Annotated in this window: 13 protein-coding genes and 1 pseudogene; 6 read left to right on the forward strand and 8 right to left on the reverse strand. The window is 40.7% G+C overall.

All coding sequences use genetic code 11. The features are described 5' to 3' along the window. Positions 1–34 precede the first annotated feature (34 nt). The 3 genes from AC0L7Q_RS04080 (at position 35) to AC0L7Q_RS04090 (ending at position 2,865) form a co-directional block, all read left to right on the forward strand. Complete coding sequence (locus tag AC0L7Q_RS04080) at positions 35–457, forward strand: hypothetical protein (protein WP_409424926.1); 423 nt, start codon at positions 35–37, stop codon at positions 455–457. Further along, positions 454–651: a helix-turn-helix transcriptional regulator gene (locus tag AC0L7Q_RS04085; RefSeq protein ID WP_409424927.1), complete on the forward strand. Its 198-nt coding sequence runs from the start codon at positions 454–456 to the stop codon at positions 649–651. The genes AC0L7Q_RS04080 and AC0L7Q_RS04085 overlap by 4 nt, the downstream gene beginning before the upstream one ends. A gap of 144 nt (positions 652–795) precedes the next feature. Further along, positions 796–2,865 carry a TonB-dependent receptor plug domain-containing protein gene (locus AC0L7Q_RS04090; protein WP_418157350.1) on the forward strand — a complete coding sequence of 690 codons (2,070 nt, stop codon included), beginning with the start codon at positions 796–798 and terminating at the stop codon, positions 2,863–2,865. 78 nt (positions 2,866–2,943) lie between these two features. Here AC0L7Q_RS04090 and AC0L7Q_RS04095 read toward each other — a convergent pair whose 3' ends face one another. After that, positions 2,944–3,825, reverse strand: coding sequence for a LysR substrate-binding domain-containing protein (locus tag AC0L7Q_RS04095; protein WP_409424928.1), 882 nt, complete (start codon positions 3,823–3,825; stop codon positions 2,944–2,946). A gap of 103 nt (positions 3,826–3,928) precedes the next feature. On the opposite strand from AC0L7Q_RS04095, the gene AC0L7Q_RS04100 reads away from it, so the two are divergent. After that, positions 3,929–4,909, forward strand: coding sequence for a TDT family transporter (locus AC0L7Q_RS04100; protein WP_409424929.1), 981 nt, complete (start codon positions 3,929–3,931; stop codon positions 4,907–4,909). 3 nt (positions 4,910–4,912) lie between these two features. On the opposite strand, the gene AC0L7Q_RS04105 is transcribed toward AC0L7Q_RS04100, so the two are convergent. Then, positions 4,913–5,095, reverse strand: a complete 183-nt coding sequence (locus AC0L7Q_RS04105; RefSeq protein ID WP_178955460.1) for a DUF2986 domain-containing protein — start codon at positions 5,093–5,095, stop codon at positions 4,913–4,915. A gap of 162 nt (positions 5,096–5,257) precedes the next feature. Between AC0L7Q_RS04105 and AC0L7Q_RS04110 the strand changes: the two genes are divergently transcribed. Continuing rightward, a complete protein-coding gene (locus AC0L7Q_RS04110) occupies positions 5,258–6,745 on the forward strand; it encodes a dipeptidase (protein WP_413401428.1) in 1,488 nt (495 codons plus the stop codon). Positions 6,746–6,806: 61 nt separating this feature from the next. Here the strand turns inward: AC0L7Q_RS04110 and AC0L7Q_RS04115 are convergent, their stop codons facing one another. From AC0L7Q_RS04115 to AC0L7Q_RS04130, 4 genes and pseudogenes are all read right to left on the reverse strand, one after another. Further along, complete coding sequence (locus AC0L7Q_RS04115) at positions 6,807–7,568, reverse strand: EAL domain-containing protein (protein WP_409424931.1); 762 nt, start codon at positions 7,566–7,568, stop codon at positions 6,807–6,809. A 203-nt stretch (positions 7,569–7,771) separates the two neighbouring features. Further along, entirely contained in the window at positions 7,772–8,200 is a 429-nt protein-coding gene (locus tag AC0L7Q_RS04120; protein WP_409425556.1) for an OsmC family protein, read from the reverse strand. A 119-nt stretch (positions 8,201–8,319) separates the two neighbouring features. Beyond that, entirely contained in the window at positions 8,320–8,454 is a 135-nt protein-coding gene (locus tag AC0L7Q_RS04125) for a DUF2256 domain-containing protein (protein WP_008108799.1), read from the reverse strand. Positions 8,455–8,456: 2 nt separating this feature from the next. After that, a pseudogene (locus AC0L7Q_RS04130) lies at positions 8,457–9,964 on the reverse strand (cryptochrome/deoxyribodipyrimidine photo-lyase family protein). 104 nt (positions 9,965–10,068) lie between these two features. Between AC0L7Q_RS04130 and AC0L7Q_RS04135 the strand changes: the two are divergent. Next, a complete protein-coding gene (locus AC0L7Q_RS04135; protein WP_409424933.1) occupies positions 10,069–10,677 on the forward strand; it encodes a flavin reductase family protein in 609 nt (202 codons plus the stop codon). Between the two features lie 41 nt (positions 10,678–10,718). Here the strand turns inward: AC0L7Q_RS04135 and AC0L7Q_RS04140 are convergent, their stop codons facing one another. Both AC0L7Q_RS04140 and yghU read right to left on the reverse strand, forming a co-directional pair. Next, entirely contained in the window at positions 10,719–12,020 is a 1,302-nt protein-coding gene (locus tag AC0L7Q_RS04140) for an MFS transporter (RefSeq protein ID WP_178955470.1), read from the reverse strand. Positions 12,021–12,192: 172 nt separating this feature from the next. Continuing rightward, a complete protein-coding gene (yghU, locus tag AC0L7Q_RS04145) occupies positions 12,193–13,035 on the reverse strand; it encodes a glutathione-dependent disulfide-bond oxidoreductase (protein WP_054202092.1) in 843 nt (280 codons plus the stop codon). Positions 13,036–13,042: the final 7 nt, after the last annotated feature.

The following is a 13,042-nucleotide window of genomic DNA, read 5'->3' on the forward strand; positions in this document are numbered from 1 at the left end:
AGTAAACATTACTTTTAAAAACAGGATAAAGGCAATGAAAACAGAATTAAATTTAAAACAACGCCAAATTAAAAATACTAGCTACTTAGCTAAATGTACCTTGATTTGGTTACTCACCTTAGCATTATGTAGCTTTGGCCCGACATTAATTTGGGATCGCGCAGAGATAATTAGCGGCTTTTTTATAGTTGTAAATGTGGTAGCCGGCATTGTAATGATTTTAGCTAACAAGCGTTACTTACAGGGGATGGATGAGCTGATGCAAAAAATACATCTCAGTGCCATGGGGTTTACTCTAGGTGCAATATTGGTAGGTGGGCTTGCGTACACTAACTTGCAATTGAGTGGCTTAATTGATTTTAAAGCACAAATACCCGATTTAATGTTTTTAATGGGGGCAGTGTATTTAATTAGCGTGTATGTACTTAACAAACACTATTGTGCAGGTGATGAATGAAAAACCGATTAAAGGTATTAAGAGCCGAGCATAACTACACCCAAGCAAGGTTGGCCGAGCTACTTGATGTTTCTCGCCAAACCATTAATGCGATTGAAAAAGGTAAGTTTGATCCCAGCTTGCCACTGGCCTTTAAAGCAGCAAGGTTGTTTGAGTTAAAAATAGAAGATATTTTTGACGACGAACATGGTTAAAAATTAACAAAGTGCGACAATATGTCGCGCTTTTTAGATTGCTACAGCACGTATAATTTACCCACAAAAATTTTGTGGTAAATCAATAATGACTGATAAAAAAATTCTTTAACCCCTTATTTATTATCCCCTTTAGCGCTTGTTATAAGTAGCGTATTATCGCCAGTTGCTTTTGCAGATGACACCTCAATTGAAGTGATTGAAGTGCACGGCCAAGCACAAAATAAACATCTATCATTAGGCTCATCTGAATCGTTATTAACCGATTTAGGAGTGGACTTTTCTGCCGCTGGTGGCATGGCCAATTTACCTGTTTTAAATGGTTTAATGGGCGATAGAGTGGCGGTACTGGTCGATGGGGCGCAAATTACCGCCGCCTGTGCTAACCAAATGAACCCGCCACTGTCTTATATTTCAGCTAATCAAATTAGCAGCTACAAAGTTGTTGTAGGTGTTTCTCCAGTAAGCGCGGGAGGCGATAATATTGCAGGTGTGATTGCTGTTAATTCTATTTCACCTCAGTACAGTGAAAACAGCGAACTTGCATGGCATTCAGGTTATGTGTCAGCCCAGTATAACACCCTTGATAACGCCAAAAAGGTCGGCGCAGGTATGCGCATTGCCAGCGATGTACTTAGTTTTAATTATCAAGGTGCTTTTAGCGATGCTAACAGTTATGAAGATGGTAACGGCGATTTAGTGCTCGATACCCTATACCGCGCGCAAAACCATAGTTTAAGTGCTGCCATGCGAGATGATAAGCAGCAATTAGTGGTTAAGCTAAGCCATCAAAAAATACCCTATCAAGGTTTTGCTAACCAATATATGGATATGACAGATAACACCAGCTATGGCGCTGTTGCCCAGTATCAGCGTGCTTTTACAAACAGTGAGCTTGAAGCGCAGTTAAATTGGCATAATGTAAAGCATGAAATGGGTTTTTTTAGCGCAGAAAAAACCGGAAAAATGCCAATGAAAACCGACGCCGAAGATATAAGCACTCAGTTAAAATGGCGACTAGCGCTTGATAACAACAGCCAGTTACTACTCGCGCAAGAGTATCACCACATGAAATTAGATGACTGGTGGCCTGCAGTTGAGGGCTCAATGATGATGGGACCAAATGACTATAAAAATATTAATAATGGCCGGCGTCAGCGTATTGCAGTGCTTGGAGAATATGAAAGCCAACTAAATACTCGCTGGTGGTTAAATGCAGGCATTCGATTTGAAAATGTAATGACCAACACTGATGATGTGCAAGCATACAACCCAGGCATGGCTGCAATGAATGCAATGGCTATGGCGATGCCAAGTGATGCAATGGCCGCTAAAAAGTTTAATAACCAAAGCAAAAAACAAACAGATAATTTAGTTGATGCAAACGTGCTGATTAATTATCAACTAAGCAATAACGACGAGCTACAAATCGGCCTAGCCCGTAAAAATCGTGCGCCTAATTTATACGAACGTTACAGCTGGGGCGTAGGTAATATGGCCACCACCATGATTGGATGGTACGGCGATGGCAATGGCTATATTGGTAATATAAACCTTAAACCAGAAACTGCGCACACGCTTAGCAGCACATACACCCGCATGGCAAAAGACGACAGCTGGCGTATAAGTGCTAACGCCTGGGTGAGCGACGTGAATGACTATATTGATGCCAACATAGTAAGAAGCTTTAACCGCACAGCGCTTGCTGCTAATACCCGTAATGTACTTATGTTTAATAACCTAGATGCTACGCTTTATGGCGTAAAGCTAGATGCGGTTTTAGCACTGCACGAGTCTAAGCAGTATGGTAGCTGGTCGTTAAAAGCTAATATTACCAACACCCGTGGTAAGCGCGATGATACCAATCAGCCACTTTATCAAATTAAGCCGCTGCAAACCAAATTTGCCATTAACCAGCAAGTGGGCCGCTTTGAAAACGCACTCATGTGGCAGTGGGTCGATAGTAAAACCCGCGTAGATAGCAACCGTCTAGAAAACCAAACTGAGCAGTATCATTTACTTAATTTAAGCTCAAAAGCCAGTTGGGATGCACTTACCGTAAGTGTTGATATTACCAATCTGCTGGATGAGTATTATGAATTACCACTAGGTGGCATAAGTATTGCGGAGTTTAAACAAGATATGTCGCAGGGCTTTAACCAATTAGCAGGGCAGGGGCGCTCTATAAATTTAGCCATGAGTTACGCGTTTTAAAGTGAGAGAGTAAGGTAGTATCAGCCGTCAGATTCGATTTTAGGTTAATCGAGTCTGACGGTTTATTGCTATTAATTTTTAAGTTTGCTTGTGACAAAACTCTATAAACTGCTTTAACAGTGGGTTTTTGTATTTGTCTTTATGCATCACTAACCAAAACTGCCTTTGCATGGGGTGGTTTAAATTAAGCTGTGTAACACGGCCATCTTTTAGGGCATATTGCGCAGCAAGTGATGATAAACATCCTAAACCCAAGCCATTTGCTACACAGTTTATAAGCGCTTCAGTGGTATTGAGCTCTACGCTTTGCGTCCAATTTTTAATTTGTGGCGCAAGGCTATGTAAAAAGAAAGAACGCGAGCCTGAACCAGTTTCTCTTAATACCCATTGGCTACTATTTAAGTCGTTAAAGCTAAGTTGCTTTTTTGCAGCCAATGGGTGGTTTATTGGCGCAATAATACACATGGTGTCATGGCTAAACACATTAGAGACTAAATCGCTTTGGTGGGCTTGGCCCTCAATAAGTGCTATATCGAGCTCGTAATCTATAAGTTTTTGACAAATAAGCGTCGAATTGGAAATCAGTATTTGTTGCGAGTAATGCTGTTGCTGCGCTCTAAAGTTGCTTAACAAAGCAGGCAATACATGATTACCAATCGTGTCGCTGGCACCAATTTTTAAAGTTCCGCTGGCAGGAGCGTTGTCTAAAAACAAGTTCTCGATAGTATTTGCCCGATTTAATAGTTCATCAGCAAGGGGCAGTAGTTTTTGCCCTTCTTGATTTAATAATAACCGATTATTTACACGATCAAATAATGGATGGCCTAACTGTTTTTCAAGTTCGCTAAGCGCCATACTCACCGCCGCTTTAGATAGAAACAATGATTCAGACGCTGCTGTAAGGGAGCTGTGCTGGGTTATGCCTACAAATACTTTAAGTTGCTTAAGTGAAATATTCATTATGTTTGGTTTTTATGAACGTGTGTTCTATATAATTAGATTTAACTTAACAAAATGCAAGCGTAAACTTCTCTGTAAGTTACAACCACAGGGTGGAATAGAGATGTTTAAACATATAAAAACAAAAGTATCTGGTGTACCAACACCAATGGGCGGTTTGGCATTGGGTATTGCCAGCCTAGGTTGGGCTTGGGAGAGTATGGCTAACCTAAATGGCGTAGCACAATATGCCGGTGCCGCTATTGCGAGCGTATTATTGCTATTGTTAACACTTAAGTTTTTATTACATCCTCAGCTGCTTAAAGCCGATTTAGCCCACCCAGTTGTGGGAAGTGTGGTGCCTACTTTTGCTATGGCTACTTTAGTGGTGTCTAATTCTTTAGGGCAGTTTTACTCCCTTGCGGGAGATGTGCTTTGGGTTGGTGCATTTTTATTGCATTTGGTGTTTTTAATAAGCTTTATTGCTCATCGCGTGATTGAATTTAAAATTGAGCATATGGTGCCAAGCTGGTTTGTACCGCCGGTTGGGATCATTGTTGCCGATGTCGCGTTTTCAGGGAATCCGGCTCTGCTATTTTTAGCACAAGGGGCGCTTTATTTTGGCATGCTGATGTATGCAGTTATGTTGCCTATGATGATTTACCGGATCATTTTTGCTGCGCACATTCCTGATGCTGCACAACCTACACTGGCTATTTTAGCGGCGCCAGCAAGTTTATCGTTAGCTGGTTACTTTACAGTTATTAGCGAGCCGTCACCGGTTATTATTGGCTTGTTATTTGGAATTGCGGTACTGATGACCTTTATAATTTACGTCGCATTTTTTAAATTACTGCGCCGTCCATTTTGCCCAGGTTACGCTGCCTTTACTTTCCCCATGGTTATTGGTGCTACTGCGTTATTTAAACTCGCCTCATGGATGCATACAGTGGGAATTGATTTGCAGTTTGTTAAGCAAATACAGTATTTAGCAACGTTTGAATTGATTGTGGCAAGTGGGGTAGTTTGCTATGTGGCGGTTCGTTATTTGGCTCACTTTAAGCTTTTTAACACTCAATTTAAGCCTCTCACCCTATCGCAATAACGATTAAGCGCTTGTTTGCACTACCTCGGTAGCACCGTGCTCAATTGCTTGTTCGGCATCTTGCTCAGCAAGCTTTGCGCGCTCTGCTTTTGAAACATAAGTCGGTTTATTGCTTTTATGCAGCTTGGCATTAGCGCGCTTATCTTTCTTTTGAAACTTAGTAACGATTTTTTTTCTGCGATTCATGATTAACCCCATAATTTTGAGCTGCGCATTATACAGGCATCTTGTTCAAAGCTGTTAGATAAATTATAAGCTTTGCTTGTGGGTCTGCCGCAAAGCGCTGTTTGTCACTTTACAAGGAGGTTATAATTAATGCTCTTTGTTGTTAATTAAATGGAATCTGTTTTGAACAAGCTAGCTTTAGCAAGTATTGCCTTATGTGCGTTTAGCGCTCATGCACAATTAAATAAACACAGTGAAAGCGTGGCCGATTACGCAGTTAATAACTATCAAAATGCACAAGTGCATACGCTTACTAATTTAGTATCGTTTCCTACGGTTAATAAAAGTGAGATCAGCGCGCCACAAAATCCTGATTTTATTGGCTTTAAAGCATTATTAAAAATGAAAGCCGCTGAACTGGGCTTTGACTACCAAGATTTAGGCTATACCGTACTCATAGGCATGGGTGAGCAAAAAGAAAAAGTAACCATAGTGACTCACGGCGATGTACAACCTGCAAACGCCAGTAAATGGAAACAAAGCCCATTTATTATTGATACCTCAGAGCCGGGTAAATTAGTTGGCCGAGGTACCGAAGACGATAAAGGCGCTATAGCTACCGCTTTATATGCGATGAAAGCCATAAAAGATAAAGGCATAACCCTTGATAACCGCATTGAGCTGATGGTTTATTTGGCCGAGGAATCTGATTGGGGGCCTTTAACCGAATTTATGAAAACCTATGAGCAACCAAAGTATGCAGTCACAATTGACGCCTCATATCCCGTGGTGGTTGCTGAAAAAGGCTGGAGCTTAATTGCGCCAACATTTGATGCAACATCACCACAAACCGATGTGTATGTAAGCAATGTAACGGGTGGTGCTTTTGCTAGCCAAATCCCTGAAGATGCCAGCTTAACTTTGCATAATGCGAGTACTGAATTAGTAGCTCAATTAAAACAAACAGCTAAGGCACTTAAGAGAGTAGAGTTTACCTTTGATGATCAAATAGATGGGACTTTAATTAGTGTTAAAGGCATGTCGGCTCACTCATCTGAGCCAGAGTCAGGTGTTAACGCCATTGCTTATTTGGCTGAACTATTTAAAACCGTTGAGATTGAAAACAACAGCGACGGTCAGCTCATTAAATTTGTAAATCAGCTAATTGGCCTAGATATTTACGGCAAACAATTTGGTGATATTGCGTATAAGCATGACTTTATGGGGCCAATGACGGTAGCGCCCACAGTTATTGAACGAGACGGTAATAACCTAACGTTAGCGGTTAATGCTCGTCGCCCTATGGGTAAAGAGGCTGACTTACTAGAGCAGCAAATTAATAGTGCGCTTACCCAATGGCAAGCTGATAATAAAGTAACATTAGCCAATGTTAAAACTACCATTGGTACACCTATGCTGCTTGATGGCGCACCTCATGCACAAAAGTTACTTGATATTTTTAAACATTTTACTGGCGATCAAAACGCAGATTTTGTCTCTATTGGTGGTGGTACTAACGCTAAATTATTTGATAATGCCGTATCGTTTGGCCCATCAATGCCTGGTAAACGCTACACAGGTCACTCAGAGCATGAATTTATTACGCTTGAGCAACTAGCACTTAATTTACGTATGTACACCGCAATGATGATAGAGCTGGGAAATATGTAATTAACCAATAGCAAATACGAAAAAACCGCCTTTGTGGCGGTTTTTTTATAACAACTAAATGTTATTGAAAATTAACGTCTGGTAAGCACTCAAAGCCTGGTTTGGCAAACAAGTAGCCTTGCATTAAATCAATACCGGCACTTTTTAACCAGTGATATTCTTCAACTGTTTCAATGCCCTCAGCCAGTGCCATTACGTTTAGCTCTTTAAACATATTTAAGCAGTTACGCACAATAGTTTGGCGTTTTGTGTCTTTGTCGATATCGCGTATGAGTGCCATATCGAGTTTAATAATATCTGTTTGAAAATCAGCTAGTAGGTTTAATCCAGAGTAGCCTGAGCCAAAGTCATCGGTGGCTGTTTTAAAACCTAGCTCTTGGTAGTAGCTTACAACTCGTTCAACGTGGCTGCTGTCTTCTATTTTTTCAACTTCAGTAAATTCAAACATAATATTAGTTGTAGGGAAGTTGTACTTTTTAGCCGCTTCTAGGGTGGTACGAATGCAGCGCTCAGGCTTATAAATAGCGTTGGGTAAAAAGTTAATACTTAGCATGGTGTTTATGCCTAGCTTAGAGGCAAGTGCAATAGCTTTAATTCTACATAGTTGGTCAAAGGTGTAGCGGTTGTCGTCGTTTACTTGGGAAATAATAGAGAAAGCCGACTCGTTGTTTAAACCACGAACCAATGCTTCATAGCCATAAATAGTGTTGCTCTGGCAATTTATAATAGGCTGAAACGCCATGGTAAAGTCAAAGTCTAGTTCGCTAGAATCAGCGCAGTTGCTACAAGATACTTTTTCGCAACTTTGTGATTTTTCGTTCATTCATCCACCTTTGTATTTAACCCACACTAAAAGGTGGTTAAGTTTTTTATAATCCTAACAAAGTATTGGGACATTACATAATTATATTAGCTAACATTAATGTAACCCAAAATTAAGTTCTTGTTCCACTTATATAAAGTTAGCAATAAGATTATGTTTATATAAACTTATTGCTATGCTAAGAGTATAGCTAGTTTAAAAAATTAGTTAAGTTTTGCAGTTAGTTTTATAGTGGTCTTGAGTAATTTTGAAATCGGGCAGCCTTTTTTGGTGTCTTCACACAGGGCTTGAAATTGCTCATTTGAAATGTCAGCTATTTTTGCATTAACTACCAATTCAATTTCACTCACCGCAAAGCCATCGTCTACTTCATCTAAGCTTACTGTCGCTTTGGTGTTTATATCGTCAGCAGTAAAGCCTGCTTCTCCTAATGCCAATGATAACGCCATACTAAAGCAAGCACTGTGGGCTGCACCAACTAGCTCCTCTGGGTTAGAGCCTGGCTTATCTTCAAAGCGAGTATTAAACCCATATGGCTGGTTGTCGAGTGCACCACTTTGAGTTGATATAGTGCCTTTACCACTTTTAATATCGCCAGACCAATTTGAGCTTGCCGTTTTTTTAATTGTCATCATGTTCTCCTTGTTTAATGTAAGTTTTTCAGCATTGATATCAGTTGTATGTAAAATAATCCGATAATTGCTGAAAAATGTATGCATTAACATGGAGATTGCAAGATAAACGCCAATCTCTATTTGCTACGTTTACATCGCTGTGAACAATAAATAACGTTATCCCAGTCTCGTTGCCATTTTTTTCTCCATGCAAAAGGTTTGTTACACACAGGGCAAATTTTTTCAGGTAGGGTTAGTTTTTTATGTGCCATGGTTATTTGCCTGATTGCTTTTTGGTTTTACGTACCGAGGGAGTGATGGCTACATGCTTTTTAAGTATGGCATGAATAGCACGTTTTACATCGCTACGCTCTCGGTATTGCCACAATCGCTCGCGTGCCTCTTTAGATGCTTGAGTTAAATCAAGCATCGGCTCTGGGTAATCTTCACCAAGTTTAAAGTCATTAAATAATGCTTCCATGGGCGTTTGTTCCCAAGGTTGATGTAAATATTCAATGGGGAGCTTTTCAAGTTCGGGGCACCATTTTTTTATAAATGCGCCGGTTGGGTCTTGATCTTCAGATTGCTTAATGGGGTTGTAATGGCGAATGGTATTAATGCCAGTAACCGATGCCTGCATTTGAATTTGCGGATAATGAATACCGGGCTCAAAGTCTAAAAAGTAGTTAGCGAGTGGGAAGCTTGCTTGCTGCCAACTTATGTTTAAATGATGGGTTACAAAGCTCACCAGCATAGCGCGCATTCTAAAGTTAATATATCCGGTGGCCTTTAAGCAGCGCATACAAGCATCAATTATTGGCACCCCAGTTTGTCCTTGCGCCCAGCGTTCAATGTCGCGATCTACATGCTCATCGTTGCGATATGGGAACGCATGATAGCCCGGATTTAAGGCTTTAAATTCCATGCTGCATTCGCTTTCAAATTTTTGCATAAAATGGCAATGCCAATGCAGGCGAGATACAAACGCAGCAAGTGGACGTTTCCAGCCTTTTTTATCGGGATGGGTTGAATGGTATGCGTCTATCGCCATTTGATACACCTGCCTAAGACTAATATTGCCCCAGGCTAAATAGGGGGAAAGCCTAGAGCAATGCGTGCGGCTCAAGCTTGGGCTGGATATTCCTTTTTGATAACCCTTACCGCGTTCAGCAAAAAAACTGTGCATTACTTCACGGGCAAGTCGCGGCCCTCCGAGTTGAAAATTGTCATCGTCAGTCGTGTAATTGTCTGGTAATTCTGGCGATTGGTAGTGTGTGAGTGTCACTGTTTTAATGTGTTTCCAATCTGGGATGGCAATTGGCGCTTGCATTGTTTGTTGCCAGCATTCATTCCAATTACTGCGATTTTTTTACCCCGAATGACAGCCCCCGTTGGTGACTCTAACCAGTTAATCTGATTATGTTGGCACCATGCTTTAATCGCTTTATCGCGCTCAAATGTATTATTTAAGCCGATTTCTTGGTGACTAAAGAGATTAATTATTTCAAACTGGGTGTGTAGCTCTTCAAGCAACGACTGCATATTTTGTTTAAATATGTACACGCAGCTATTAAAGCGATCAAGTTGTTGGTTTAAATCACATAGCGACTGATACACAAAGCGCCAATGTCGCTCGTTATAATGAGCATCTTCGAGTAACAGCGGCTCAAAGTTATACAGCAATAATGTTGGAAGCCCATTGCTAAACGCATGTTTAAGCGGTTGATGATCGCTTAAGCGTAAATCGCGTTTAAACCAGACAATGTTTATTTTTTGGCGCATGAAATTAAACTATTTGCTAACGGTGTAGTATTAATAAAGATCCAATCTATAACTACGTATTGTCTAGTACTAGGGTTTAGTTTTTAACTTAAAAGTGAGAAATAATGTTTTTAGATTTAATCCAAAACAGCAACCGCTCTGTTTATAGCTACTTAGTTGGCGGAATTAGTCCACGACCGATTGCATGGATAAGCACGCTAAGTAGTGAGGGGGTAACCAATATTGCACCTTACTCTTTTTTTACCGTAGCAAGTTGTCAGCCTGCAGTGTTAAGTGTTACTCAAGTTAACCCCAGCGATAAAGCCAATAAAGATACACTGACAAATTTACTAGCCACCAAAGAATGTGTGGTTAATATTGTTAGTCATGCCTTAGTAGAGCAAATGAACCAAAGCTGCGCTAATTACCCTAATAATGTCAGTGAGTTTGATAAGGTCGACATACAGGAAGTCCCAAGCCAGTTAGTTAATCCGCCGAGTGTTGCAGCTTCAAAAGTACGCTATGAATGTAAGCTTCGAGAAGTGGTCACTATTTCAGATGAACCAAGCGGTGGCAAAATGATGCTCTTAGATGTAGTGGGAATTTTTATAGATGACGCCACGTTGGTAAATGGCTACATAGATCCGACACGTTTAGATGCAGTAGGTAAAATGGGCGGCGATTACTTTAGCACCACCAAAGATAAGTTTGTTTTAAAACGCCCACAACTTTAAAGGTGAGCGTTTTAATTACATCATGTTAAACAGCGCGCTATTTACTCTGTTTTTGGTAAAAACAGTGCACTCATTGCCCCCAAAAAACCTAATCCACTGTAAAGTAAAATAAGCTCTGCGGTTGATAAAAACGATTCTAATAAGCCTATACTGCCTAACATCAGTAATAAAACCCCAATAACGGTATTACTGACCGACACATAATCGGTGCGTTTGTTACCCTCTGCCATATCGACGAGGTATGTTTTTCGCCCTAAGCGTACTCCCTGGTGCGCAACTGAGAGTAAAAAGTACAAAATAGGCATAGCCCACCAATTTAGTAGCAACTCGTTATACCAAGTTGCAATAACAAATACAGCCAGCCCATTAATGGTAACCAAAGTGGCACTGAGTACTAGCACTCGCTGGCTAGATAAGTCGCTTAAGCGTCCCCAAATCGGCGCTGAGACTAAGCTTGCAAAGCCGGAAACGGCAATAAAGGTGGCAAGTAAAGAAAATTCAAATGACTGTTTACTGGCTAAAATAATATAAAATGGAGCGCTCAATGCTGAACAAAGCAGTAGGGCACGTGTAATAACAAAATGGGCAAACTGTTTGTCTTGGTATAAGATTTTTAACTTTGAAAACGCATGCAATAGACCATTATTTGCCCCTTCGGTAGCGCCACTATATTCGTTAATTTGTGCATAAAAAAATGCGGCAATTAGCCACATCAAGGCACCCAGTAGTAAAGCGATGATCACAATATCTTGATCTTTTTGCTGTGAAAAAAACCACATCATGAGACCAAACGTTAATGTAGCAAAACCGGCAATACTTGCAGCAAGCCCGCTAATATTACCGCGTTGCTGTTTAGGAATAACTTTGCCCAGCACATCTTTTGCAGCGACAGAGTTAAATCCTCTAGCAAGGCTAAATAAAATTAATAAGCCAATAATGGCGTAGCCTGCTTGTGCGCCTTTGAGGGTAAACGCCACCGCAACCATGGCTAAAATGCATCCTGCTTGCATCACTGCACCTATTACCCATACCCATTTACGAACGGGGAGTTTGCGAATAACGTTAGCAATAGCAAGTTGGGGCAGCAATGACCCCGATTCTCTGATTGGTACTAACCAAGTAATAAAACTCGCTGGTACATTTAAGCTTTGCATTAACCATGGCAGCGTTATTTTGGGGTTGAGTAGCGCATCAGCAAACTTACTAAACAGCTGGCTAATGAGTAAAATAATAAAATTACCGGGTACTTCCTGACAGGCATTGTCGTCGATGGCTTTGCAAGCTCGGGCGTCTTCTTCATTGTTTAAACGTTTATAGATTTGTTCTTTTGTTAGTTTTTTCACAATTAATAACTACGCTATCAGTGTAAATATTTAGATATATTAAGATGGTATGCTTAACTTTTCTACTTTTAGGGTTAAAAAGTCATGTTACCCGCTAAGAATGAAGGAGCCCCTAATAAACACAAAAAAATCAGCTAAGCGCTGATTTTTTTATTTTTACTAAACTGGAGCCTTATTCAAAATCACGAGCGCTGTGGCGCTCTGCCATTTGTTCTTCTTCTGGGCCCCAAGTACGATTAACACGGCGGCCTCGTTTTACACCTGGGCGCACAGCTATTTGCTTAGCCCAACGAACCACATGGGTATAAGATGCAACATCTAAAAATTCAGCGGCATCATATAAGTCGCCTAATACCAGTGAGCCATACCATGGCCATATGGCAATGTCGGCAATTGAATATTCACTGCCTGCCATGTATTCGTTGTCACTTAAATGGCGGTTTAGTACATCTAGCTGACGCTTAGTTTCCATGGTGAAACGGTCAATCGGGTATTGCATTTTGGTTGGCGCATAGCTGTAAAAGTGACCAAAGCCGCCACCTAAATAAGGCGCCGATCCCATTTGCCAAAACAGCCAATTACGACATTGTGTTTTAGCTTGAAAATCATTAGGAATAAGCGCATCAAACTTTTCGCCAAGGTATTGTAAAATAGCGCCAGATTCAAACACAGGGGTTGCTGGTGTTGTAGAGTGATCCATCAACGCAGGTATTTTTGAGTTTGGGTTTATGTCGACAAAATCAGAGCCAAACTGGTCGCCTTCACCAATATTAATTAAATAAGCATCGTACTCAGCCTCAGTAATACCAAGCTCTAATAGCTCTTCAAACATAATACTGACTTTTTGCCCGTTAGGAGTAGCTAATGAGTAAAGCTGAAATGGATGTTTGCCAATAGGCAATGTTTTATCGTGGGTTGCCCCTGCAATTGGGCGGTTAATGTTTGCAAATTTACCGCCACTTTCATTGTCCCATGTCCATACTTTTGCTGGGGTGTAGTCGTTGTTATCACTCATAAATAAC

The sequence above is a fragment of the Pseudoalteromonas sp. KJ63-1 genome, assembly GCF_055808145.1.

Excerpts from the sequence above, each read along its gene's own strand:
- AC0L7Q_RS04080 (WP_409424926.1), top strand. The coding sequence starts at position 35 with ATGAAAACAGAATTAAATTTAAAACAACGCCAAATTAAAAATACTAGC.
- AC0L7Q_RS04115 (WP_409424931.1), bottom strand. The coding sequence starts at position 7,568 with ATGAACGAAAAATCACAAAGTTGCGAAAAAGTATCTTGTAGCAACTGC.
- AC0L7Q_RS04100 (WP_409424929.1), top strand. The coding sequence starts at position 3,929 with ATGTTTAAACATATAAAAACAAAAGTATCTGGTGTACCAACACCAATG.
- AC0L7Q_RS04085 (WP_409424927.1), top strand. The coding sequence starts at position 454 with ATGAAAAACCGATTAAAGGTATTAAGAGCCGAGCATAACTACACCCAA.
- AC0L7Q_RS04120 (WP_409425556.1), bottom strand. The coding sequence starts at position 8,200 with ATGACAATTAAAAAAACGGCAAGCTCAAATTGGTCTGGCGATATTAAA.
- AC0L7Q_RS04095 (WP_409424928.1), bottom strand. The coding sequence starts at position 3,825 with ATGAATATTTCACTTAAGCAACTTAAAGTATTTGTAGGCATAACCCAG.
- AC0L7Q_RS04135 (WP_409424933.1), top strand. The coding sequence starts at position 10,069 with ATGTTTTTAGATTTAATCCAAAACAGCAACCGCTCTGTTTATAGCTAC.
- yghU (WP_054202092.1), bottom strand. The coding sequence starts at position 13,035 with ATGAGTGATAACAACGACTACACCCCAGCAAAAGTATGGACATGGGAC.
- AC0L7Q_RS04105 (WP_178955460.1), bottom strand. The coding sequence starts at position 5,095 with ATGAATCGCAGAAAAAAAATCGTTACTAAGTTTCAAAAGAAAGATAAG.
- AC0L7Q_RS04125 (WP_008108799.1), bottom strand. The coding sequence starts at position 8,454 with ATGGCACATAAAAAACTAACCCTACCTGAAAAAATTTGCCCTGTGTGT.